Genomic DNA, 17,473 nt, shown 5'->3' on the forward strand with positions numbered 1-17,473 from the left:
CTCCCCCAAGAGGGGAGCATCTGAGCGGTCAGCCGCCTGCCGCCAGGATCGCGCGCAGCCCCTCGCGATAGCTGGGAAAGGCCGGCCGCCAGCCGAGTTCGGCCTTGGCCCGGGCGTTGGAGACGCGCTTGCTCTCGGCGTAGAAGCGCATCGCCGCGACCGGCAGCTTCGCCTCGGCCAGGGCGACTTCCGGCGGCGGCTCCATGCCCAGGAGCCCCGCGGCGTAGGCGATCACCTTGCTGTTGGGCGCCGGCTCGTCGTCGCACAGGTTGTAGATCCCGCCGGGCCGCGGCCGGGCGATGGAGGCCTCCAGCCCGGCGGCCAGGTCATCGACATGGATGCGCGAGAACACCTGCCCGGGAGCGATGATCCGACGCGCGCGCCCCTCGCGCAGCCGGTCGAAGGCCGACCGCCCCGGCCCGTAGATGCCCGGCAGGCGGAACACCGCCACGCTCAGGCCCATGCCGCGGCCCACGTCCAGCCAGTCGCGTTCGGCCGCGACCCGCCGCGCGCCTTCCATCGACTGCGCCGCCAGCCGGCTCTCCTCGAACACCCAGCCGCCGCCGCGGTCGCCGTAGACCCCCGTCGTCGAAAGGTATCCCAGCCAGTTGGGGAAGGCCCGGGCGCGGGCGAGCGCCGGGGCGAGGACCGGCAGGGCGGGGCAGCCCTGCGGCCCCGGCGGGGCGGTCACCAGAATGGCGTCGGCCGAGGCGATCAGCTCGCCGGCCGGTTCAGGAGCGTCCAGCGGGGCGGGCTCGACGCCCTCGGCCGCCAGCGCCTCGGCCTCGCCGGGCCGGCGGCAGCTCGCCGCGACGCTCCAGCCCTTGCCCCTGAGCCGCCGGGCCAGCGCCCGGCCGGCGAAGCCGTAGCCGAAGACGAACAGGCGCAAGGCGGCCGGCTACTCCGCGGCCACCGCCGCCTTGCCGGTCGGATCGGTCGATTGGGCTGCGGCGGCCCGCTCGGCGTTCCAATGCGACACGCAGGGGATCTTGGCCAGATCGGCCCGCTCGGCGTAGCGGCGGGCGATCTCGGTGGCCTCGATCAGCAGGCCGTCGGCCAGGGTGATCGGCTCCAGGCCGTAGCCCAGCAGGCGCCGGTTCTCCACCAGGAGCTCGTTCTCGTCGGCTTCCTGGCGCGGGTTGGGCAGGTGGGCGATCTCCGCGCCGGTCAGGCGCGAGACCAGTCCGGCCAGGTCGCGCACCCGGTGGCATTCGGTCATCTGGTTCATCACCTTGACCCGGTCGCCGCGCTTGGGCGGGTGCTTCAGCGCCAGCTCGATGCAGCGCACCGTGTCCTGGATGTTGATGAAGGCGCGCGTCTGGCCGCCGGTGCCGTGCACGGTCAGCGGATAGCCGACGGCGGCCTGGATCAGGAAGCGGTTCAGCACCGTGCCGTAGTCGCCGTCGTAGTCGAAGCGGTTGATCAGCCGCTCGTCCAGGCGGGTCTCGGCGGTCTGGCAGCCCCAGACGATGCCCTGGTGCAGGTCGGTGATCCGCAGCTTGTCGTTCTTGGCGTAGAACTGAAACAGCAGCGCGTCCTGCGTCTTGGTCATGTGGTAGATCGAGCCGGGGTTGGCCGGATACAGGATCTCCCGCTCCACCCAGCCCTCGGGCGTCTCCACCTTCACCGTCAGATAGCCTTCCGGGATCGCAGCCCCGGCGGTGCCGTAGCCGTAGACGCCCATGGTGCCCAGGTGCGCCAGGTGGATGTCCAGGCCGGAATCGACGATCGCCGCCAGGACGTCGTTGGTGGCGTTCAGGTTGTTGTCGACGGTGTAGCGCTTGTGCTGCGCCGACTTCATCGAATAGGGCGCGGCCCGCTGTTCGGCGAAGTGCACCATCGCCTCGGGCCGCCAGCTCGTCAGGATCTCCAGCAGGCCGTCGTAGTCCTTGCCCACCGTCAGCGGATGGAACTCGATGGTCCGGCCGGTCGCCTCGGTCCAGGCCGCCAGGCGGGTCTCGATGTCGCTGATGGGCGTGAGCGACTGAACGCCCAGCTCTTCGTCGATCCGACGCCGCGAGAGATTGTCGACGATCGCCACGTCATGGCCTTGCGCCGAAAGGTGCAGCGCCGTAGGCCATCCGCAGAAGCCATCACCGCCGAGAACCAGTATCCGCATCGTTCCTCCGATCGGTTCTAGGTCGCGTCTCGCAACAGGGCTAACGCAGCCAAGCCAGTTTCGGAAGCCGTCGCGTCGACGGAATGTGGCGTTGGCCCTAAGAAATGTGTCGGTACGAACTAAACGGAGCGCGCGACAGATCAATGACTGTGATCGTCACCGGAGCGGCCGGATTCATCGGCATGCACGTGGCTGAACGCCTTCTGTCGCGGGGAGAATCCGTCGTCGGCGTCGACGTCTTCAACGACTATTACGACCCGGCGTTGAAGGATGCGCGCGCTTCGCGGCTGGCGGATCGCGACGGCTTCCGCATGGTCCGCATGGACATCGCCGACGCCGAGGCGATGCGCGCCCTCGTCGCCGAATCAGGCGCGCGGCGGATGGTCCACCTCGCCGCTCAGGCCGGCGTGCGCTACTCCATCGACAATCCCTTCGCCTATGAGCGCTCGAACCTGGCCGGCCATCTGTCGGTGCTGGAGGCGTGCCGCCACGCGCCGGGCTTCGAGCACCTGGTCTACGCCTCCTCCAGCTCGGTCTACGGCGACCGGCCGGGCGAGGGGGCCGGCTTCAAGGAAAGCGACGCGGCGGCCGAGCCGGTCTCGCTCTATGCGGCCACCAAGCGCGCGGGCGAGCTGATGAGCTTCGCCTACGCCAGGCTCTACGGCTTTCCGCAGACGGGCCTGCGCTTCTTCACCGTCTACGGGCCCTGGGGCCGGCCGGACATGGCCTATTTTTCGTTCACCCGGAAGATCCTGGCCGGCGAGCCCATCGAGGTGTTCGGCCAGGGCAAGATGGCCCGCGACTTCACCTACATCGACGACATCGTCGACGGCATCCTGGGCGCGCTCGATCGCCCGCCCGAGCATGGCGCCAACCGCATCCTCAACATCGGCGACAGCCGGCCCGTCGGCCTGATGGACATGATCGGCGTGCTCGAGCGCGCGCTCGGCCGCGAGGCGGAGAAGATCTTCAAGCCCATGCAGCCGGGCGACGTCACCGAGACCTACGCCGACGTCTCCAGGCTCCACGCCCTCACCGGTTATCAGCCCAAGGTGAAGCTGGAGGAGGGCCTGCCCCGGTTCGTCGACTGGTACCGGGGCTACAACGGCCTTCGCTAGAGCAGCGCCTTGATCGCCGCGCGGGCGGCGTCGGCCAGGTCCGGACGGGCCAGGGCGAAGGCCACGTTGGCGCGCAGAAGGCCGATCTTGTCGCCGCAGTCGTAGGTGGTCCCCTCGTACTCCAGGGCGTGGAAGGTCTGGCTCTTCATCAGCTCGACCATGGAATCGGTGAGCTGAATCTCGCCGCCGGCGCCTTTGCCCTGCCGCTCCAGCAGCTCGAAGATCTGCGGCTGCAGCACGTAGCGGCCGGAGATGAACAGGTTCGAGGGCTCGGTCCCCGGCGCGGGCTTCTCGACCATGCCGGTCATGCGGTTCAGCCGGCCGTCCTGCCCGTCCAGGGCGACGATGCCGTACTTGTGGGCCTCGCCCTCCGGCGCAGGCTCCACGGCGATGATGTTGCCGCCCACCTGCTCGTAGGCCGCCACGCACTGGACCAGCGCCGGCGTCTTCGCCGCCATCAGCATGTCGGGCAGCATCACCGCGAAGGGCTCGTCGCCGATGATGTCGCGGGCGCACCACACCGCGTGGCCCAGGCCCAGCGGCGCCATCTGGCGCACGAAACTCATCTGGCCGGGCTTGGGCAGGTCGCGGCGCACCTCGGCCAGGATGTCGGCCTTGCCCTTGGCCTCCAGCGCGTTCTCGATCTCGGGGTTGGCGTCGAAATAGTCCTCGATGGCGCCCTGGCCGCGGCCGACGATGAAGACGAAGTGCTCGATGCCCGCCGCGCGGGCTTCCTCCACCACGTAGGACAGGATCGGCCGGTCCACGACGTTCAGCAGGTTCTTCGGCGTGGTCTTGGCGCCCGGCAGCACACGGGTTCCCAGCCCCGCCACCGGCAACACGGCCTTGCGCACACGCTTCGACATCCAAACCTCCCGTATGGCCGCGCAACGCCACGCCGCAACCCTGGCGGCGCCCTCGCTTCCGGCGGCGATCAAATCAGATTTCAGTCCCGCGCCGAACCGGCCCCCACGGCGGCGATGCACGATCTAGCCGAGAGTCCGTTTCAAAACCATGACTTGCCGCAAAGACGCGCCGGCGCGGGGCGGGCCTACTCCACGGTGACCGACTTGGCCAGGTTGCGCGGCTGGTCCACGTCCGCGCCTTTCTGCACGGCCACGTAGTAGGCCAGGAGCTGGATCGGCGCCGACATCACCAGGCTGGAGACCAGCGGGTCGGAGGTGGGCGCGGTCACCACCACCTTGGCGCCGGCCGGCGCGTGGCGGGCGCCCTCGGTGTCGGTGATGAACACCACCTGTCCGCCGCGGGCCATCACCTCGCTCATGTTCGAGGCCGACTTCTCGAACCAGGCGTCGTAGGGCGCCAGGATGATGATCGGCGTCTGGTCGTCCACCAGGGCGATCGGGCCGTGCTTCAGCTCGCCGGCGGCGTAGCCCTCGGCGTGGATGTAGCTGATCTCCTTCAGCTTCAGCGCCCCTTCCAGGGCCAGCGCCGACATCGGGCCGCGCCCCAGGTAGAGCACGTCCCGCGCCTTGGCGATCTCGGCGGCGATGTCCTTGATCGCCTCCTCCAGGCCGATGGCCTCGGCGATCAGCCGCGGCGCGCCCAGCAGCACCTTCACCAGCCGCTCTTCCTCGGCCTCGTCGATGCGCCCGCGGGCCTTGGCGGCGGCCACGGCCAGGGCGATCAGCACGCTCACCTGGGCGGTGAAGGCCTTGGTCGAGGCCACGCCGATCTCCGGCCCGCAGTGGATCGGCCAGACCACCTCCACCTCGCGCGCGATGGTCGATTGGGTGGCGTTGACGATCGCCGCGCTCCGCATGCCCCGCTCCTGGCAGTAGCGCAGGGCCGCCAGGGTGTCGGCGGTCTCGCCCGACTGCGACATGGCGATCACCAGCGAGCCCGGCCGCAGGGCCGGCTGGCGGTAGCGGAACTCCGAGGCGATCTCCACGTCCACCGGCAGGTCGGCGAGCTGCTCGATCAGGTAGCGGCCGATCACGCCGGCGATGTAGGAGGTGCCGCAGGCTACGATCTGCACGCGCTCCAGGCCGGCGAAGTCGATGTCGCCGGGCACGGCCGTTCGGTCGGTCAGGGTGTCCACATAGGCCGCGATGGTGCGCTGGCAGCCCTCCGGCTGGTCGTGGATCTCCTTCTCCATGAAGTGGCGGTAGTTGCCCTTCTCCATCAGCGCGGCGGAGGCGGGCATCAGCTTGATCTCGCGGTGCGCCGGCGCGCCCGTCGCGTCGAAGATCTGCGCGCCCTTGTGGTCCACCAGGGCGTAGTCGCCATCCTCCAGATAGGCCACCCGGTCGGTGAAGGGGCCGAGCGCCAGGCCGTCGGAGCCCACGAACATCTCGCCCCGGCCATAGCCGATGGCCAGCGGCGGGCCGTTGCGCGCGGCCAGGATCACCTCGTCCTCGCCGCCGATCAGCACGCATAGCGCAAACGCGCCCTTCAGCCGGTCCAGCGTCGCCTTGAACGCCTCCAGCGGCGTCAGGCCCTTGGCGAGCTCGGAGTCCAGCAGGTGGGCCACCACCTCGGTGTCGGTGTCGCTCTGGAAGGTGCGGCCCGCGGCGATCAGCTCGGCCTTCAGCTCGGCGAAGTTCTCGATGATGCCGTTGTGCACCACGGCCACGCGGCCGACGATGTGCGGGTGGGCGTTGCGCTCGGTGGGCGCGCCGTGGGTGGCCCAGCGGGTGTGGCCGATGCCGGTGGTGGCGTTCAGCGGATGGGCCGCGAGCACGGCCTCCAGCTCGCGCAGCTTGCCCGGCGCGCGCCGCCGCTCGAGCTTGCCGTCCACCTGGGCGGCGATGCCGGCCGAATCATAGCCGCGGTACTCCAGGCGCTTCAGGCTCTCCACGAGCCGGTCCTGGACCGGGCCGACGCCGACGATGCCGATGATGCCGCACATGGATGACCACCCTTTTGCCGCAAGTCGCCGGCAGGACTAATGTTGCGTTCGACGCGCCTTTAGCATTCGCAAACGCGCCGTCGACTAAATCTGGGTTTCGGAACGTTTCGCGAGCCTCCATGACCGCCAAAAAACGCGCCTATTTCGGGACCGACGGGATCCGGGGCCAGGCGAACAGACATCCCATGACCGCCGAGGTCGCCCTGCGCGTCGGCATGGCGGCGGGCAAGCTCTTCATGTCGCACGCCGCGCGTCGCCACCTGGTGGTGATCGGCAAGGACACGCGCCTGTCGGGCTACATGATCGAGCCCGCCCTGGTGGCCGGCTTCACCAGCGTCGGCATGGACGTGCGCCTGTTCGGCCCCTTGCCGACGCCGGGCGTGGCGATGATGACGCGCTCGCTGCGCGCCGACCTCGGCGTGATGATCAGCGCCTCGCACAACGGCTTCGCCGACAACGGCATCAAGCTGTTCGGCCCCGACGGCTACAAGCTCTCCGACGAGCGCGAGCTGGAGATCGAGGCCCTGATGGACCAGGGCCTGGAGGAGGGGCTGGCCAGCCCCACCGGCCTTGGCCGCGTGCAGCGGATCGACGATTCCCAGGCCCGCTACGTGGAGATCGCCAAGGCCACCTTCCCCCGCGGGCTCAGCCTGGCCGGCCTGCGCGTGGTGGTCGATTGCGCCCACGGCGCGGCCTACAAGGTCGCTCCCGCCGCCCTCTACGAGCTGGGCGCGGAGGTCTTCCCCCTGGGCGTCGAGCCCAACGGCCTCAACATCAACGAGGAATGCGGCTCCACCCATCCGGAGGCGATGGCCCGCATGGTGCGCGAGTACCGCGCCGACATCGGCATCTCGCTCGACGGCGACGCGGACCGGGTGGTGATCTGCGACGAGCACGGCCAGATCGTCGACGGCGACCAGATCATGGCCCTGATCGCCGACCACTGGGCCGCCCGCGAGCAACTCACCGGCGGCGGCGTGGTGGCCACGGTGATGTCCAACCTGGGCTTGGAGCGGTTCCTCGCGGCCCGCGGCCTGAAGCTGGAGCGCACCCAGGTCGGCGACCGCTACGTCATGGCCCGTATGCGCGAAGGCGGCTTCAACCTGGGCGGCGAACAGTCCGGCCACGTGATCCTGTCGGACTTCTCCACCACCGGCGACGGGCTGATGGCCGCCCTGCAGGTGCTGGCCGTGCTGAAGACCACGGAAAAGCCGATGAGCGCGCTCGCCCGCCAGTTCGAGCCCGCGCCCCAGGTGCTGGAGAACGTGCGCTTCGGCGCCGGCAAGCCGCTGGAGAGCGATGCGGTCAAGTCGGCGATCGCCAAGGCCGAGGCCCGGCTCAACGGCGCCGGGCGCATCGTCGTGCGCGCCTCCGGCACCGAGCCGCTCATCCGCATCATGGCCGAGGGCGACGACGAGCGGCTGGTCAACCAGGTGGTGCGCGACATCGCCGGCGCGGTGAAGACCGCCACGCCCTGAGCCCTCTCGCCGTCGCTCTGCAATTGCGCAGATCGGGCCTGCGACACCGCTGATTGGCGCCCGTCCGCGCCGGGACTACTTCGCCGCTCCTCGCGATCGGGCGAAGGGAGACCTGGCGGTGAAGACTTTCCTGAAGTGGACGGCGCGGGCGGCGTTGACGCTCGTCGGCGTCGCGGCGCTCACGGTGCTGGGCGCGGTCGGCGCGTCGGAGGCGATGATCCGCCGCTCCTGGTCCGCGCCTGCTCCGAGCCTCGTGGCGGCGCACGACGCCGGCGCGGCCGCCCGCGGCCGGCGCCTGGCCGCCCGCTACGGCTGCATGGACTGCCACGGCGCGGCCCTGACCGGCCGGTTGTTCTTCGATCAGATGCCGGTGGGGCGCATCTGGGCGCCGAACCTGACCCTGGCCGCCGCCCGCCAGAGCGACGCGGAGCTGGCGCGGGCGATCCGCGCGGGCGTCGCCGCCGACGGCCGCGCCCTGTGGATCATGCCTTCGGAGGCGTTCTCGCGGCTGAGCGATTCGGAGACCGCCGACCTGATCGCCTTCGTCCGGTCCGAGCCCGAGGCCGGCGCGCCCCAGCCGGCCAGCCAGTTCGGGCCCCTCGGCCGGATCGGCGTGCTCGCCGGCAAGTTCAGGTCGGCCCCGCGGCAGATCGCCGAGCAGCGCGCCCTGGCGCCGGCCGACATGGGCCCCGCCCACGCCCGGGGCCGCGCCCTCGCGCGGGCCTGCATGGAGTGCCACGGCGTCGACCTGAAGGGCGGCTCGGCCACCGGCGCGCCGGACCTGTCGATCGCGGCGGCCTACGACTTCGGCGACTTCGATCGGCTGATGCGCACCGGCGTCGCGGCCGGCGGGCGGCGGCTGGGCCTGATGAGCGACGTCGCCCCGCTGAGGTTCGCCAGTCTCGCCCCGGACGAGATGCGCGCCCTGCACGATTACCTGAAAGCCAGGGCCGGCTTGGGGAACTGATCGTCGCAGGGACTGTTCAACACTCAAAAACCATGTCAGCTTCGTAATGTTCGGGCCGCTCGACCGGTCCGATCCAAGAACGAGATGACGACAGGGAGTGAAATGGCATGCTGAGGCGTCCCGCCGTGATCGGGGCCCCGGCGCGTCCCGCGAGCAAGGCCCTCAACTCGGTGGCTTGCTTCGCGTTCGTGGCCCTTCTGGCCGCGGCCTTCTGGGCAGGCGCGTTGTGGATCGTCCAAACCCTCTTCCAGCTTTTCGCGGCCGCCTGAAATGGGACGTCCGTTGGATCGCGACCTAGCTGCGCCCGACGCTGGTGTAGTTGAAACCCTGCGCGCGCAGGTCCTTGGGCTTGTAGATGTTGCGCAGGTCCACGAGGATCGGATCGCGCATCGAGGCCTTGATGCGGTCCAGGTCCAGCGCGCGGAACTGGTCCCACTCGGTGATGATGACCAGGGCGTCGGCGCCTTCGGCCGCATCGTACGGCGACTGCTTGAACGTTACGCCGGGCAGCAGGTGTTCGGCCTCTGCGGCGCCTTCGGGGTCGAACGCCTGGACCTTTGCGCCCATGGCCTGCAGCGCCGGGACGATGTCCAGCGAGGGGGCGTCGCGCATGTCGTCGGTGTTCGGCTTGAAGGTCAGACCCAGCACGCCCACCGTCTTCCCTGACACCTCGCCGCCCATGGCCTTGGACACCTTGCGCGCCATGGCCTTCTTGCGCTGGTCGTTGACCCGCACGGTGGTCTCGATCAGCTCGACCGGAGCGTTATAGCTCACCGCCGTGCGCACCAGCGCCAGGGTGTCCTTCGGGAAGCACGAGCCGCCGTAGCCGGGCCCGGCGTTCAGGAACTTGCCGCCGATCCGCTTGTCCAGGCCGATGCCGCGGGCCACCTGCTGCACGTCCGCGCCCACCGCCTCGCACAGGTCGGCCATCTCGTTGATGAAGGTGATCTTCATCGCCAGGAAGGCGTTGGCCGCGTACTTCGTCAGCTCCGAGGTGCGCCGGCCGGTGAACAGGATCGGCGTCTCGTTGAGGTACAGCGGCCGGTAGAGCTCGCTCATCACCGCCTTGGCCCGCTCGTCCTCGCAGCCCACCACCACCCGGTCGGGGCGCTTGAAGTCCTCGATGGCCGCGCCCTCGCGCAGGAACTCGGGGTTGGAGACCACGGCGAAGTCGCCGTCGGGGCGCACCCGGCGCACGATCTTCTCGATCTCGTCGCCGGTGCCCACCGGCACGGTGGATTTGGTGACGATCACGGTGAAGCCGTCCATCAGCGCGGCGATCTCCTCGGCCGCGGCGTAGACGTAGGTCAGGTCCGCGTGGCCGTCGCCGCGCCGCGAGGGCGTGCCCACGGCGATGAACACCGCGTCGGCCTTCCTCACCGCCTCGGCCGCGTCGGTGTCGAACGTCAGCCGCCCGGCCTTGACGTTGGTGGCCACCAGCACGTCCAGCCCCGGCTCATAGATCGGGATCTCGCCCTGGTTCAGGCGCTCGATCTTGCCGGCGTCCTTGTCGATGCAGGTCACCATGTGGCCGAAGTCGGCGAAACAGGCCCCGCTCACCAGGCCCACATAGCCCGTGCCGATCATCGCAACTTGCATGGATCAATCTCTGCGTCTGAAGGTCTGGGAAGGTCCGCGGCGCACGTCCGTCAGACTTCCTGGTTGTAGGCGCCGACCTGGGGATGGCGGGCGAGCCTGGGCTTCACTTCCTCGCGGAAGAGGGCCCGCATGTCGTCCTCGGACCGGGCGCTTTCAACCACGGCCACGAGTTCGGGCTTGTTGGACGACGCGCGCACCAGCACCCAGGAGCCGTCGTCCAGGGCCACGCGCACGCCGTTCACGGTGATCAGCTCGACGATGGCGCGTCCCAGCACCTTGCCGCCGGCCTGGTGCAGGGCGACGTACTCGGCCGTCACCTTGTCCACCACCGCGTACTTCTCCTCGTCCGGGCAGTGCGGCGACATGGTCAGCGAGGTGTAGGCCGCCGGCAGCGCCCGCTTGAGCTCCGAAAGCTTCCGGTCCGGGTTGCGGTCCAGCATCGACAGGATCGCCCCCGCCGCCACCAGCCCGTCGTCGTAGCCGCGGCCGATGGGGGCGTTGAAGAAGAAGTGGCCGCTCTTCTCGAAGCCGGCCAGGGCGCCCAGCTCGGCGGTCTTGCGCTTGATGTAGCTGTGGCCGGTCTTCCAGTAGACCGTGTCCGCCCCGTTGGCCTTCAGCACCTCGTCGGTGGCGTAGAGCCCGGTGGACTTCACGTCGACCACGAAGGTCGCGCCCTTGTGCAGCGCCGACAGGTCGCGGGCCAGCATCAGGCCGATCTTGTCGGCGAAGATCTCCTCGCCCTCGTCGTCCACCACCCCGCAGCGGTCGCCGTCCCCGTCGAAACCCAGGGCCAGGTCCGCCCCGTGGTCGCGCACCGCCTGGGCCATGGCGTGCAGCATCGCCTGGTCCTCGGGGTTGGGATTGTACTTGGGGAAGGTCCAGTCGAGGTCGCAGTCCATCTCGACCACCTCGGCCACGCCCATCCGCCGCAGGGCCTGCGGCGCGAAGGCGCCGGCCGTGCCGTTGCCGCAGGCGCAGACCACCTTCAGCGGCCGGCTCAGGGCCACGTTCTCGGAGACCTCGGCGATATAGCGCTCGGCGAAGCCGTCGATCCGCTCCAGCCGCCCGCCCGGCCGCTCGACGAAGGCGCCGCCGAGCACGATCTCCTTCAGCCGGCCCATCTCCTCGGGCCCGAAGGTCAGCGGCCGCTGGGCGCCCATCTTCACGCCGGTCCAGCCGTTCTCGTTGTGGCTGGCGGTGACCATGGCCACGCAGGGCGCGTCCAGGGCGAACTGGGCGAAGTAGGCCATCGGCGAGACCGCCAGGCCGATGTCGACCACCTCGCAGCCGGCGCCGATCAGGCCCAGGGTCAGGGCCTGCTTGATCGACAGCGAATAGGAGCGGAAGTCGTGGCCGACGACGATCCGCTTCAGGCCAAGCTCCTGGATGAAGGTTCCAAGGCCCAGGCCGAGCGCCTGCACGCCCAGCAGGTTGATCTCCGAGCCGAACAGCCAGCGCGCGTCGTATTCGCGAAAGCCCGTCGCCTTCACCAGCGGCGCGGTCTCGAACGCCATGGTGTTGGGCTGCAGGTCGGCGCGGGGCGCGGGAAGCATCAACGCTCCTTCAGGTTGCTGGCGCTCGTCTTATTCGGCTCTTGCCCGCGACGCCAAGCTAAGGCGTCTAAATGACGAATCTTCACAGGCGGTTGTCACATCACGCCGGCGCGCAGCAGGTCGTGGATATGCAGTATCCCCACCGGCCGGCCGTCCTCCACGACGAACAGCACGGTCACGGGCGGCGCCGGATCGCTCATCAGCGCCAGGGCTTCCGAGGCCAGCATGGTCGGCGGGGCGGTCTTCTTCGGGCCCGGCGTCATCACCTCGCCCGCCGTGCGGTCCAACAGGCCGTCCAGGTGGCGGCGCAGGTCGCCGTCGGTCACCACCCCGGCCAGCCGGCCGTCCGCGCCGGTCACGCCGACGATGCCGAAACGCTTCTCGGTCATCTCCAGCAGCGCCTGGGGCATGGGCGTGGCCTGGTCCACCAGCGGCAGCTCGGGCGCGCCGTGCATCAGGTCGCCCACCGTGCGCAGCATCGCCCCCAGCTTGCCGCCGGGATGCAGGGTCTTGAAGTCGTGGGCCGTGAAGCCGCGCCGCTCCAGCAGCGCCACGGCCAGGGCGTCGCCCAGCGCGATCTGCAGGGTGGTGGAGGTGGTCGGCGCCTTGACCTCGGCCGTCACCTCCTCGGCGTCGGCCAGGGTCAGCACCACGTCGGCGGCCCGCCCGAGCGCGCTGTCGGCCGAAGCGGTGACGGCGATCAGCGGGATGTGGAAGCGGCGCGTGTAGGCGATCACGTCGGCCAGCTCCTGGTTCTGGCCGGATTTCGACAGGGCCAGCACCACGTCGGCATCGCCGATCATGCCCAGGTCGCCGTGGCTGGCCTCGTTGGCGTGCACGAAGAAGGCCGGCGCGCCGGTGGAGGCGAAGGTTGCGGCGATCTTGCGCGCCACGTGGCCCGACTTGCCGATGCCGGTGCAGATCACCCGCCCCTTGGCGGCGTAGAGCAGGTCCACGGCCCTGGCGAAGGCCTCGTCCAGCGCGGCCGCCTGAAGGTTCAGGGCCGCGGCCTCCGTGGTCAGCACCCGGCGGCCGGCGGCGATGGCGTCGAAGTCGCTCATTGGCCGGGCGCGACCGCCTGGGTCTGCAGGTCGGAAACGGTCGCCCGCGCCTGGCGCAGGCGCTTCTCGGAATCCTCGGTCTCGCGCTTCATCGCCGCCTGCATCTCCGGAGTGCGCTGCACCGGCTCGTGGCCGAACGGGCCCGGCGAGCGGTCCCCCAGGCCCTGCGGCCACACCATGGCCAGGGCGATCAGCAGAAGCGCCGCGAGGATCAGGGCGGGCATGAAGAGCCGGTCGAGCATCGCGTGCATATAGCCGCTCGCGCCCGCCCGGGCCAAGGCTTGCGACGCGCAGGGTTGACGATGGCGCCCGCGGGCCCTAGCCCCACGCCGCACCCTGAAGGAGACGAAGCTTGCCCACCCTGATCCTGCTGCGTCACGGCCAGAGCCGCTGGAATCTCGAGAATCGCTTCACCGGCTGGGTGGACGTCGACCTGACGCCCCAGGGCGAGGCCGAGGCGGCCAAGGGCGGCGAGCTGATCAAGGCCGCCGGCGTCCAGATCGACCGCGCCTACACCTCGGTGCTCACCCGCGCCATCCGCACGCTCTGGCTGGCGCTGGGCGCGTCGGGCCAGACCTTCGTGCCGGAGGTCAAGGACTGGCGGCTGAACGAGCGCCACTACGGCGGCCTCACCGGGCTCAACAAGGCCGACACCGCCGAGAAGTACGGCGACGAGCAGGTGAAGATCTGGCGGCGCTCCTACGACACCCCGCCGCCGCCGCTGGCCCACGGCGGCGAGTTCGACTTCTCCAAGGACCGCCGCTACGCCGGCGCCGTCCTGCCGGACACTGAAAGCCTGAAGACCACGCTCGACCGCGTGCGGCCCTATTGGGAGGGCGAGATCGCCCCGCACCTGAAGGCCGGCGAAACCCTGCTGGTCGCCGCCCACGGCAATTCGCTGCGGGCCATCGTCAAGCTGCTGTTCGACGTGGCCGACGACGCCATCGTCGGTGTCGAGATCCCCACCGGCAATCCGCTGCTCATCGAGCTGACCGATCAGTTGAAGCCGGTCTCGGCCCGCTATCTCGACGAGAGCCGCGCCCAGCCCCTGCCGACGGCGGCGTGAGCGCGCCGGGCCCGCAGGAGCTGATGCGGCGGGCCATCGCGCTCGCCGCGGCCCGGGTGGGCCTGACCGCCGACAATCCGGCCGTCGGCTGCGTCATCGTCCGCGACGGCGAGGTGGTGGGCGAGGCCGCCACAGCCCCCGGCGGGCGGCCCCACGCCGAGGAGCAGGCCCTGGACCAGGCCGGCGGGCGCGCCAGGGGCGCCACGGCCTATGTCACGCTGGAGCCCTGCGGCGCGCGCTCCAGCGGCGCGGCCTCGTGTTCGGAGCGCCTGGCCGCCGCCGGCGTCGCCCGCGTGGTGATCGCCTGCGAGGATCCGTCAACCTTTGCGGCCGGGCAGGGCGCCGACCGTCTGGCCGCGGCCGGGGTCGCGGTGGAGGCCGGATTTCTCGCGCAGGAGGCGGCGTTTCTTTACGATAGCTACCATCCTGCGACGCAGGGTTGCGCTCGCGGCTAAGTGACGGAAGCACCCCGTTAATCTCAGCGCATTACCCTTACCGGCGACAAACCGCCGCAGCCCGCGCAATCATGCCTGTAAACCCTGTTCCAATGCCGAAAGCGCAGCGCCTCACCCAGGCCGAGCTCGACGTCGTCTGCGCGCGCCACGACCGGCTTTGGACGTCCAAGCCCGGCGGCGCGCGCGCCGTCCTGGCGTGGAAGGACCTGTCCGGCCTCAACCTTGAGGGCCGCAACCTCTGCGACGCCGACTGCACGGGAACCATCTTCGCCGGCTGCAAGATGCGCGGCGTGCGCTTCGACCACGCCAACCTGTTCGGCGCCGACTTGCAGAACGCCGACCTGGCCGAGGCTTCGATGCGCCGCGCCGACCTGCGCGGGGTCTGCCTGCGCGGCGCCGACCTGACCGGGGCCGACATGTTCGAGGCCGACCTGCGCGAGGGCGCCATCGCCGCGGCGGACAAGCAGATGGGCCTGCGGATCCTGGAGCACCTGAACCGCGCGGGCGAGGTGGACGGCGCGATCCTGGCCGGCGCCAACCTGGAGCGTTCGCGCCTGTCCGGCGTCATGGCCGTGAAGGCCGACTTCACCGACGCCACCCTGAAGGACGCCAAGCTCATCCGCGCCAATTTCAAGCAGGCGAACATGACCGGCGTGAACCTCGCCGGGGCCGACCTCTCCGGCGCCGACCTCTCCGGCGCGGACCTGCAGGACGCCATCCTGGTGGGCGCCAAGACCCTGTCCTGGAACGTCACCTCGGCGAACATGGAAGGCGTGCTCACCGACAAGCCCGCCGGCACCGCGGTCTCGGACCTGCCCTATCAGGAGATGATCCGCGACCACGCCCGCTGGTGCGAGACCGGCGGCGCGGCCGGCAAGCCCAGCTCGTTCGACGGCGCCGATCTGCGCGCCCTGGAATCGATCCGCGGCTTCGACCTGACCGCCCTGTCGGCCAAGGGCGCGGTGTTCTACGGGCTGGACATGGAAGGCGTGCAGCTCCAGGGCGCGCACCTGGAGAACGCCGACCTGCGCAGTTGCAACCTGCGCCGGGCCGACCTGCGCGGCGCGCAGCTCGTGGGCGCCAAGCTCGCCGGCGCCGACCTGCGCGAGGCCCAGATGGGGCCGCTGCTGCTGGGCGCGGACCGGGTGATGCCCTGCAATCTGGCCGGGGCGAACCTGAAGGGCGTGGATTTCAGCGGCGCGGACCTGCGCCAGGCCGTCATGAGCGACGCCGACCTGTCGCGCTCCAACTTCACCGGCGCCCAGCTGCGCCAGGTGAACCTGACCCGTGCCCGCCGCGCCGGCGCCCGTGGTCTTGAAGGTTTGATATAACGGCGTTCTTAACCGTTTGGTCGCGCCTGCGACATAACATCGCAGTCTGATTTGGAAAGGAGGCTTGCTCGTGACCGCTCCCGCCGTCGCCCTTACCGGCCGCCGCCACCTGTCGGCCGGCGAGATCGAGATGGTCGTCTCGGCGCATGAGCGCTTCCTGAGCGGCAAGCCCGGCGGCCGGCGCGCGAACCTGCGCTTCATCGACCTGACGGGTGTGGACCTGTCCGGCCGCGACCTGTCCGACGCTGATCTGTCCTCGTCGATCCTGGACGGGGCCAAGCTGGCCGGCTGCAAGCTGGAGCGGGCCAATCTGTTCGGCAGCGACCTGCGCAAGGCCGACCTGCGCCGCGCCAACCTCCGGCGCGCCGACCTGCGCGGCTGCTGCCTGCGCGGGGCCGACCTGACCGAGGCCGACCTCACCCAGGCCGACTTCCGCATCGGCCAGATCGCCGTGCCCCATCCCAGCAAGGGCCTGAGCTCGCTGGTGCACCACGCGCGCCCCGGCCAGCTCGACCACGCCGTGTTCACCGGCGCCAGCCTGGACGGCTCGCAGTTCAACGAAGCCTCGATGTTCGCGGTCGACCTGACCGATTGCTCCCTGCGCGGCGCCAAGCTGTCGCGGGCCAATCTGAAGGAAGCCTGCCTGGAGGGCGCCATCCTCGACGGCGCGGACGTCGGCGGCGCCAATCTCGAGAACGCCAACCTGACCGACGCGATCCTCACCGGCGTCGACCTGGGCACGGCGCGGATCAGCGGGGCCAATCTCAGCGGCTCCATGGCCGCGCCGTCCGCCGCCGCGATCGCCCGCGCCGAGGACGTCTTCTCCATGGCCGAGGCCAATCAGGCCTGGTGCCGCGGCCAGCCGGGCCGGCCGGCCAAGCTCGACGGCGAGGATCTTCGCCCCCTGGACCAGCGGCTGCGCGGCTTTCGCCTGTCGGCCATGAGCGCTCGGGGCGCGTGCTTCGTGGGCATGGACCTGTCCGGCGTGCATCTTCAGGGCGCCAATCTGGAAGGCGCCGACCTGCGCGGCGTCGTCCTGGCCGGCGCCGACCTGCGCGGCGCCAAGCTGGCGGGCGCGAACCTCACCAAGGCCGACCTGCGCGAGGCGGTGCTGGGGCCCCTGCCGCTGGGCGCGGACCGTTCCGCGCCGGGCAGCCTGGAGCACGCGCGGCTGCGCTACGCCCTGGCGACGGGCGCGGACCTGTCCGGCGCCGTGCTCGACGGCGCGGACCTGCGCGGCTGCGACTTCACCGGCGCCAATATGAGGGGCGTGAGCCTGCGCGACACCGACCCCACCGTGGCGATCGGCCTGCCGGGCTAGCCGGCCTTCGCGCACGAAAAAGGGCGGCGCGTTTCCGCACCGCCCTGGTCGCAGCCTGCCTGGAGGGGATCAGGCGGCCGCTTCACCTTCGATCAGGGGCTTGGTTTCGCCCGTGGCGATGTCGATGCGCCGCGGCTTCAGCGATTCCGGCAGCTCGCGCTTGAGCGAGATGGAAAGCAGGCCGTCGGCGAGCTTGGCCTCGGTCACCACCACGTAGTCGGCCAGCTGGAACCGGCGCTCGAAGTTGCGCTCGGCCAGGCCGCGATGCAGGTAGCGGCGCTGGTCGTCGTTGGCGGCCTTGCGGCCTTGCACGGTCAGGAGGTTCTCCTTGACCTCGATGTTCAGTTCTTCCGGCCGGAAACCGGCGACCGCGATCTCCACGCGGTACGCGTTCTCGGCGGTGCGCTCGATGTTGTAGGGCGGATAGCCCGAGGCCGCGTCGGCGGCGGCGGACTCCAAGAGGCCGGCCAGGCGGTCGAAGCCCACGACAGAGCGATAGAGGGGGGAAAAGTCGAGAGTACGCATTCCAGTCA

General features: G+C 70.4%; 16 protein-coding genes. 7 read left to right on the top strand and 9 right to left on the bottom strand.

From position 1 onward, the window contains the following. Window positions 1–28: 28 nt before the first annotated feature. Both ACE3TA_RS13770 and ACE3TA_RS13775 read right to left on the bottom strand, forming a co-directional pair. Complete coding sequence (locus ACE3TA_RS13770) at window positions 29–889, bottom strand: SDR family oxidoreductase (RefSeq protein ID WP_374574597.1); 861 nt, start codon at window positions 887–889, stop codon at window positions 29–31. Between the two features lie 9 nt (window positions 890–898). Continuing rightward, window positions 899–2,119, bottom strand: a complete 1,221-nt coding sequence (locus ACE3TA_RS13775; protein ID WP_374574599.1) for an NAD-dependent epimerase/dehydratase family protein — start codon at window positions 2,117–2,119, stop codon at window positions 899–901. 143 nt (window positions 2,120–2,262) lie between these two features. Between ACE3TA_RS13775 and ACE3TA_RS13780 the strand changes: the two genes are divergently transcribed. After that, window positions 2,263–3,237 carry an SDR family NAD(P)-dependent oxidoreductase gene (locus tag ACE3TA_RS13780; protein WP_374574601.1) on the top strand — a complete coding sequence of 325 codons (975 nt, stop codon included), beginning with the start codon at window positions 2,263–2,265 and terminating at the stop codon, window positions 3,235–3,237. On the opposite strand, the gene ACE3TA_RS13785 is transcribed toward ACE3TA_RS13780, so the two are convergent. Both ACE3TA_RS13785 and glmS read right to left on the bottom strand, forming a co-directional pair. Next, window positions 3,234–4,103 (bottom strand): UTP--glucose-1-phosphate uridylyltransferase, encoded by an 870-nt coding sequence (locus tag ACE3TA_RS13785; RefSeq protein WP_374574603.1) that lies wholly within the window; start codon window positions 4,101–4,103, stop codon window positions 3,234–3,236. The genes ACE3TA_RS13780 and ACE3TA_RS13785 overlap by 4 nt on opposite strands. Before the next feature lie 185 nt (window positions 4,104–4,288). Next, window positions 4,289–6,109, bottom strand: a complete 1,821-nt coding sequence (gene glmS, locus ACE3TA_RS13790) for a glutamine--fructose-6-phosphate transaminase (isomerizing) (RefSeq protein ID WP_374574605.1) — start codon at window positions 6,107–6,109, stop codon at window positions 4,289–4,291. Window positions 6,110–6,228: 119 nt separating this feature from the next. Here glmS and glmM point away from each other — a divergent pair, with 119 nt between their 5' ends. Continuing rightward, a complete protein-coding gene (gene glmM / locus ACE3TA_RS13795) occupies window positions 6,229–7,587 on the top strand; it encodes a phosphoglucosamine mutase (RefSeq protein ID WP_374574607.1) in 1,359 nt (452 codons plus the stop codon). A gap of 118 nt (window positions 7,588–7,705) precedes the next feature. Then, entirely contained in the window at window positions 7,706–8,554 is an 849-nt protein-coding gene (locus ACE3TA_RS13800; RefSeq protein WP_374574609.1) for a c-type cytochrome, read from the top strand. Between the two features lie 294 nt (window positions 8,555–8,848). Here the strand turns inward: ACE3TA_RS13800 and ACE3TA_RS13805 are convergent, their stop codons facing one another. The 4 genes from ACE3TA_RS13805 to ACE3TA_RS13820 all read right to left on the bottom strand — a co-directional run bounded on the left by ACE3TA_RS13805 (window position 8,849) and on the right by ACE3TA_RS13820 (window position 13,018). Beyond that, window positions 8,849–10,153, bottom strand: a complete 1,305-nt coding sequence (locus ACE3TA_RS13805; RefSeq protein WP_374574611.1) for a UDP-glucose/GDP-mannose dehydrogenase family protein — start codon at window positions 10,151–10,153, stop codon at window positions 8,849–8,851. 50 nt (window positions 10,154–10,203) lie between these two features. Then, window positions 10,204–11,706: a phosphomannomutase/phosphoglucomutase gene (locus ACE3TA_RS13810; RefSeq protein ID WP_374574613.1), complete on the bottom strand. Its 1,503-nt coding sequence runs from the start codon at window positions 11,704–11,706 to the stop codon at window positions 10,204–10,206. Between the two features lie 95 nt (window positions 11,707–11,801). After that, window positions 11,802–12,767 (bottom strand): SIS domain-containing protein, encoded by a 966-nt coding sequence (locus ACE3TA_RS13815; protein WP_374574615.1) that lies wholly within the window; start codon window positions 12,765–12,767, stop codon window positions 11,802–11,804. After that, window positions 12,764–13,018: a hypothetical protein gene (locus tag ACE3TA_RS13820; RefSeq protein WP_374574617.1), complete on the bottom strand. Its 255-nt coding sequence runs from the start codon at window positions 13,016–13,018 to the stop codon at window positions 12,764–12,766. Before ACE3TA_RS13820 ends, ACE3TA_RS13815 begins: the two co-directional genes overlap by 4 nt. Window positions 13,019–13,119: 101 nt before the next feature. Here ACE3TA_RS13820 and gpmA point away from each other — a divergent pair, with 101 nt between their 5' ends. From gpmA to ACE3TA_RS13840, 4 genes are all read left to right on the top strand, one after another. Continuing rightward, entirely contained in the window at window positions 13,120–13,833 is a 714-nt protein-coding gene (gene gpmA / locus ACE3TA_RS13825; protein ID WP_374574619.1) for a 2,3-diphosphoglycerate-dependent phosphoglycerate mutase, read from the top strand. A gap of 23 nt (window positions 13,834–13,856) precedes the next feature. After that, window positions 13,857–14,288, top strand: a complete 432-nt coding sequence (locus ACE3TA_RS13830; protein WP_374574621.1) for a deaminase — start codon at window positions 13,857–13,859, stop codon at window positions 14,286–14,288. A gap of 92 nt (window positions 14,289–14,380) precedes the next feature. Beyond that, window positions 14,381–15,619: a pentapeptide repeat-containing protein gene (locus ACE3TA_RS13835; RefSeq protein WP_374574623.1), complete on the top strand. Its 1,239-nt coding sequence runs from the start codon at window positions 14,381–14,383 to the stop codon at window positions 15,617–15,619. A 70-nt stretch (window positions 15,620–15,689) separates the two neighbouring features. Then, window positions 15,690–16,940 carry a pentapeptide repeat-containing protein gene (locus tag ACE3TA_RS13840; protein ID WP_374574625.1) on the top strand — a complete coding sequence of 417 codons (1,251 nt, stop codon included), beginning with the start codon at window positions 15,690–15,692 and terminating at the stop codon, window positions 16,938–16,940. A 69-nt stretch (window positions 16,941–17,009) separates the two neighbouring features. On the opposite strand, the gene ACE3TA_RS13845 is transcribed toward ACE3TA_RS13840, so the two are convergent. Then, window positions 17,010–17,465, bottom strand: a complete 456-nt coding sequence (locus ACE3TA_RS13845; protein WP_374574627.1) for an Hsp20 family protein — start codon at window positions 17,463–17,465, stop codon at window positions 17,010–17,012. Window positions 17,466–17,473 lie beyond the last annotated feature (8 nt).

This window comes from Phenylobacterium sp., from assembly GCF_041916435.1.
Lineage (GTDB): Bacteria > Pseudomonadota > Alphaproteobacteria > Caulobacterales > Caulobacteraceae > Phenylobacterium.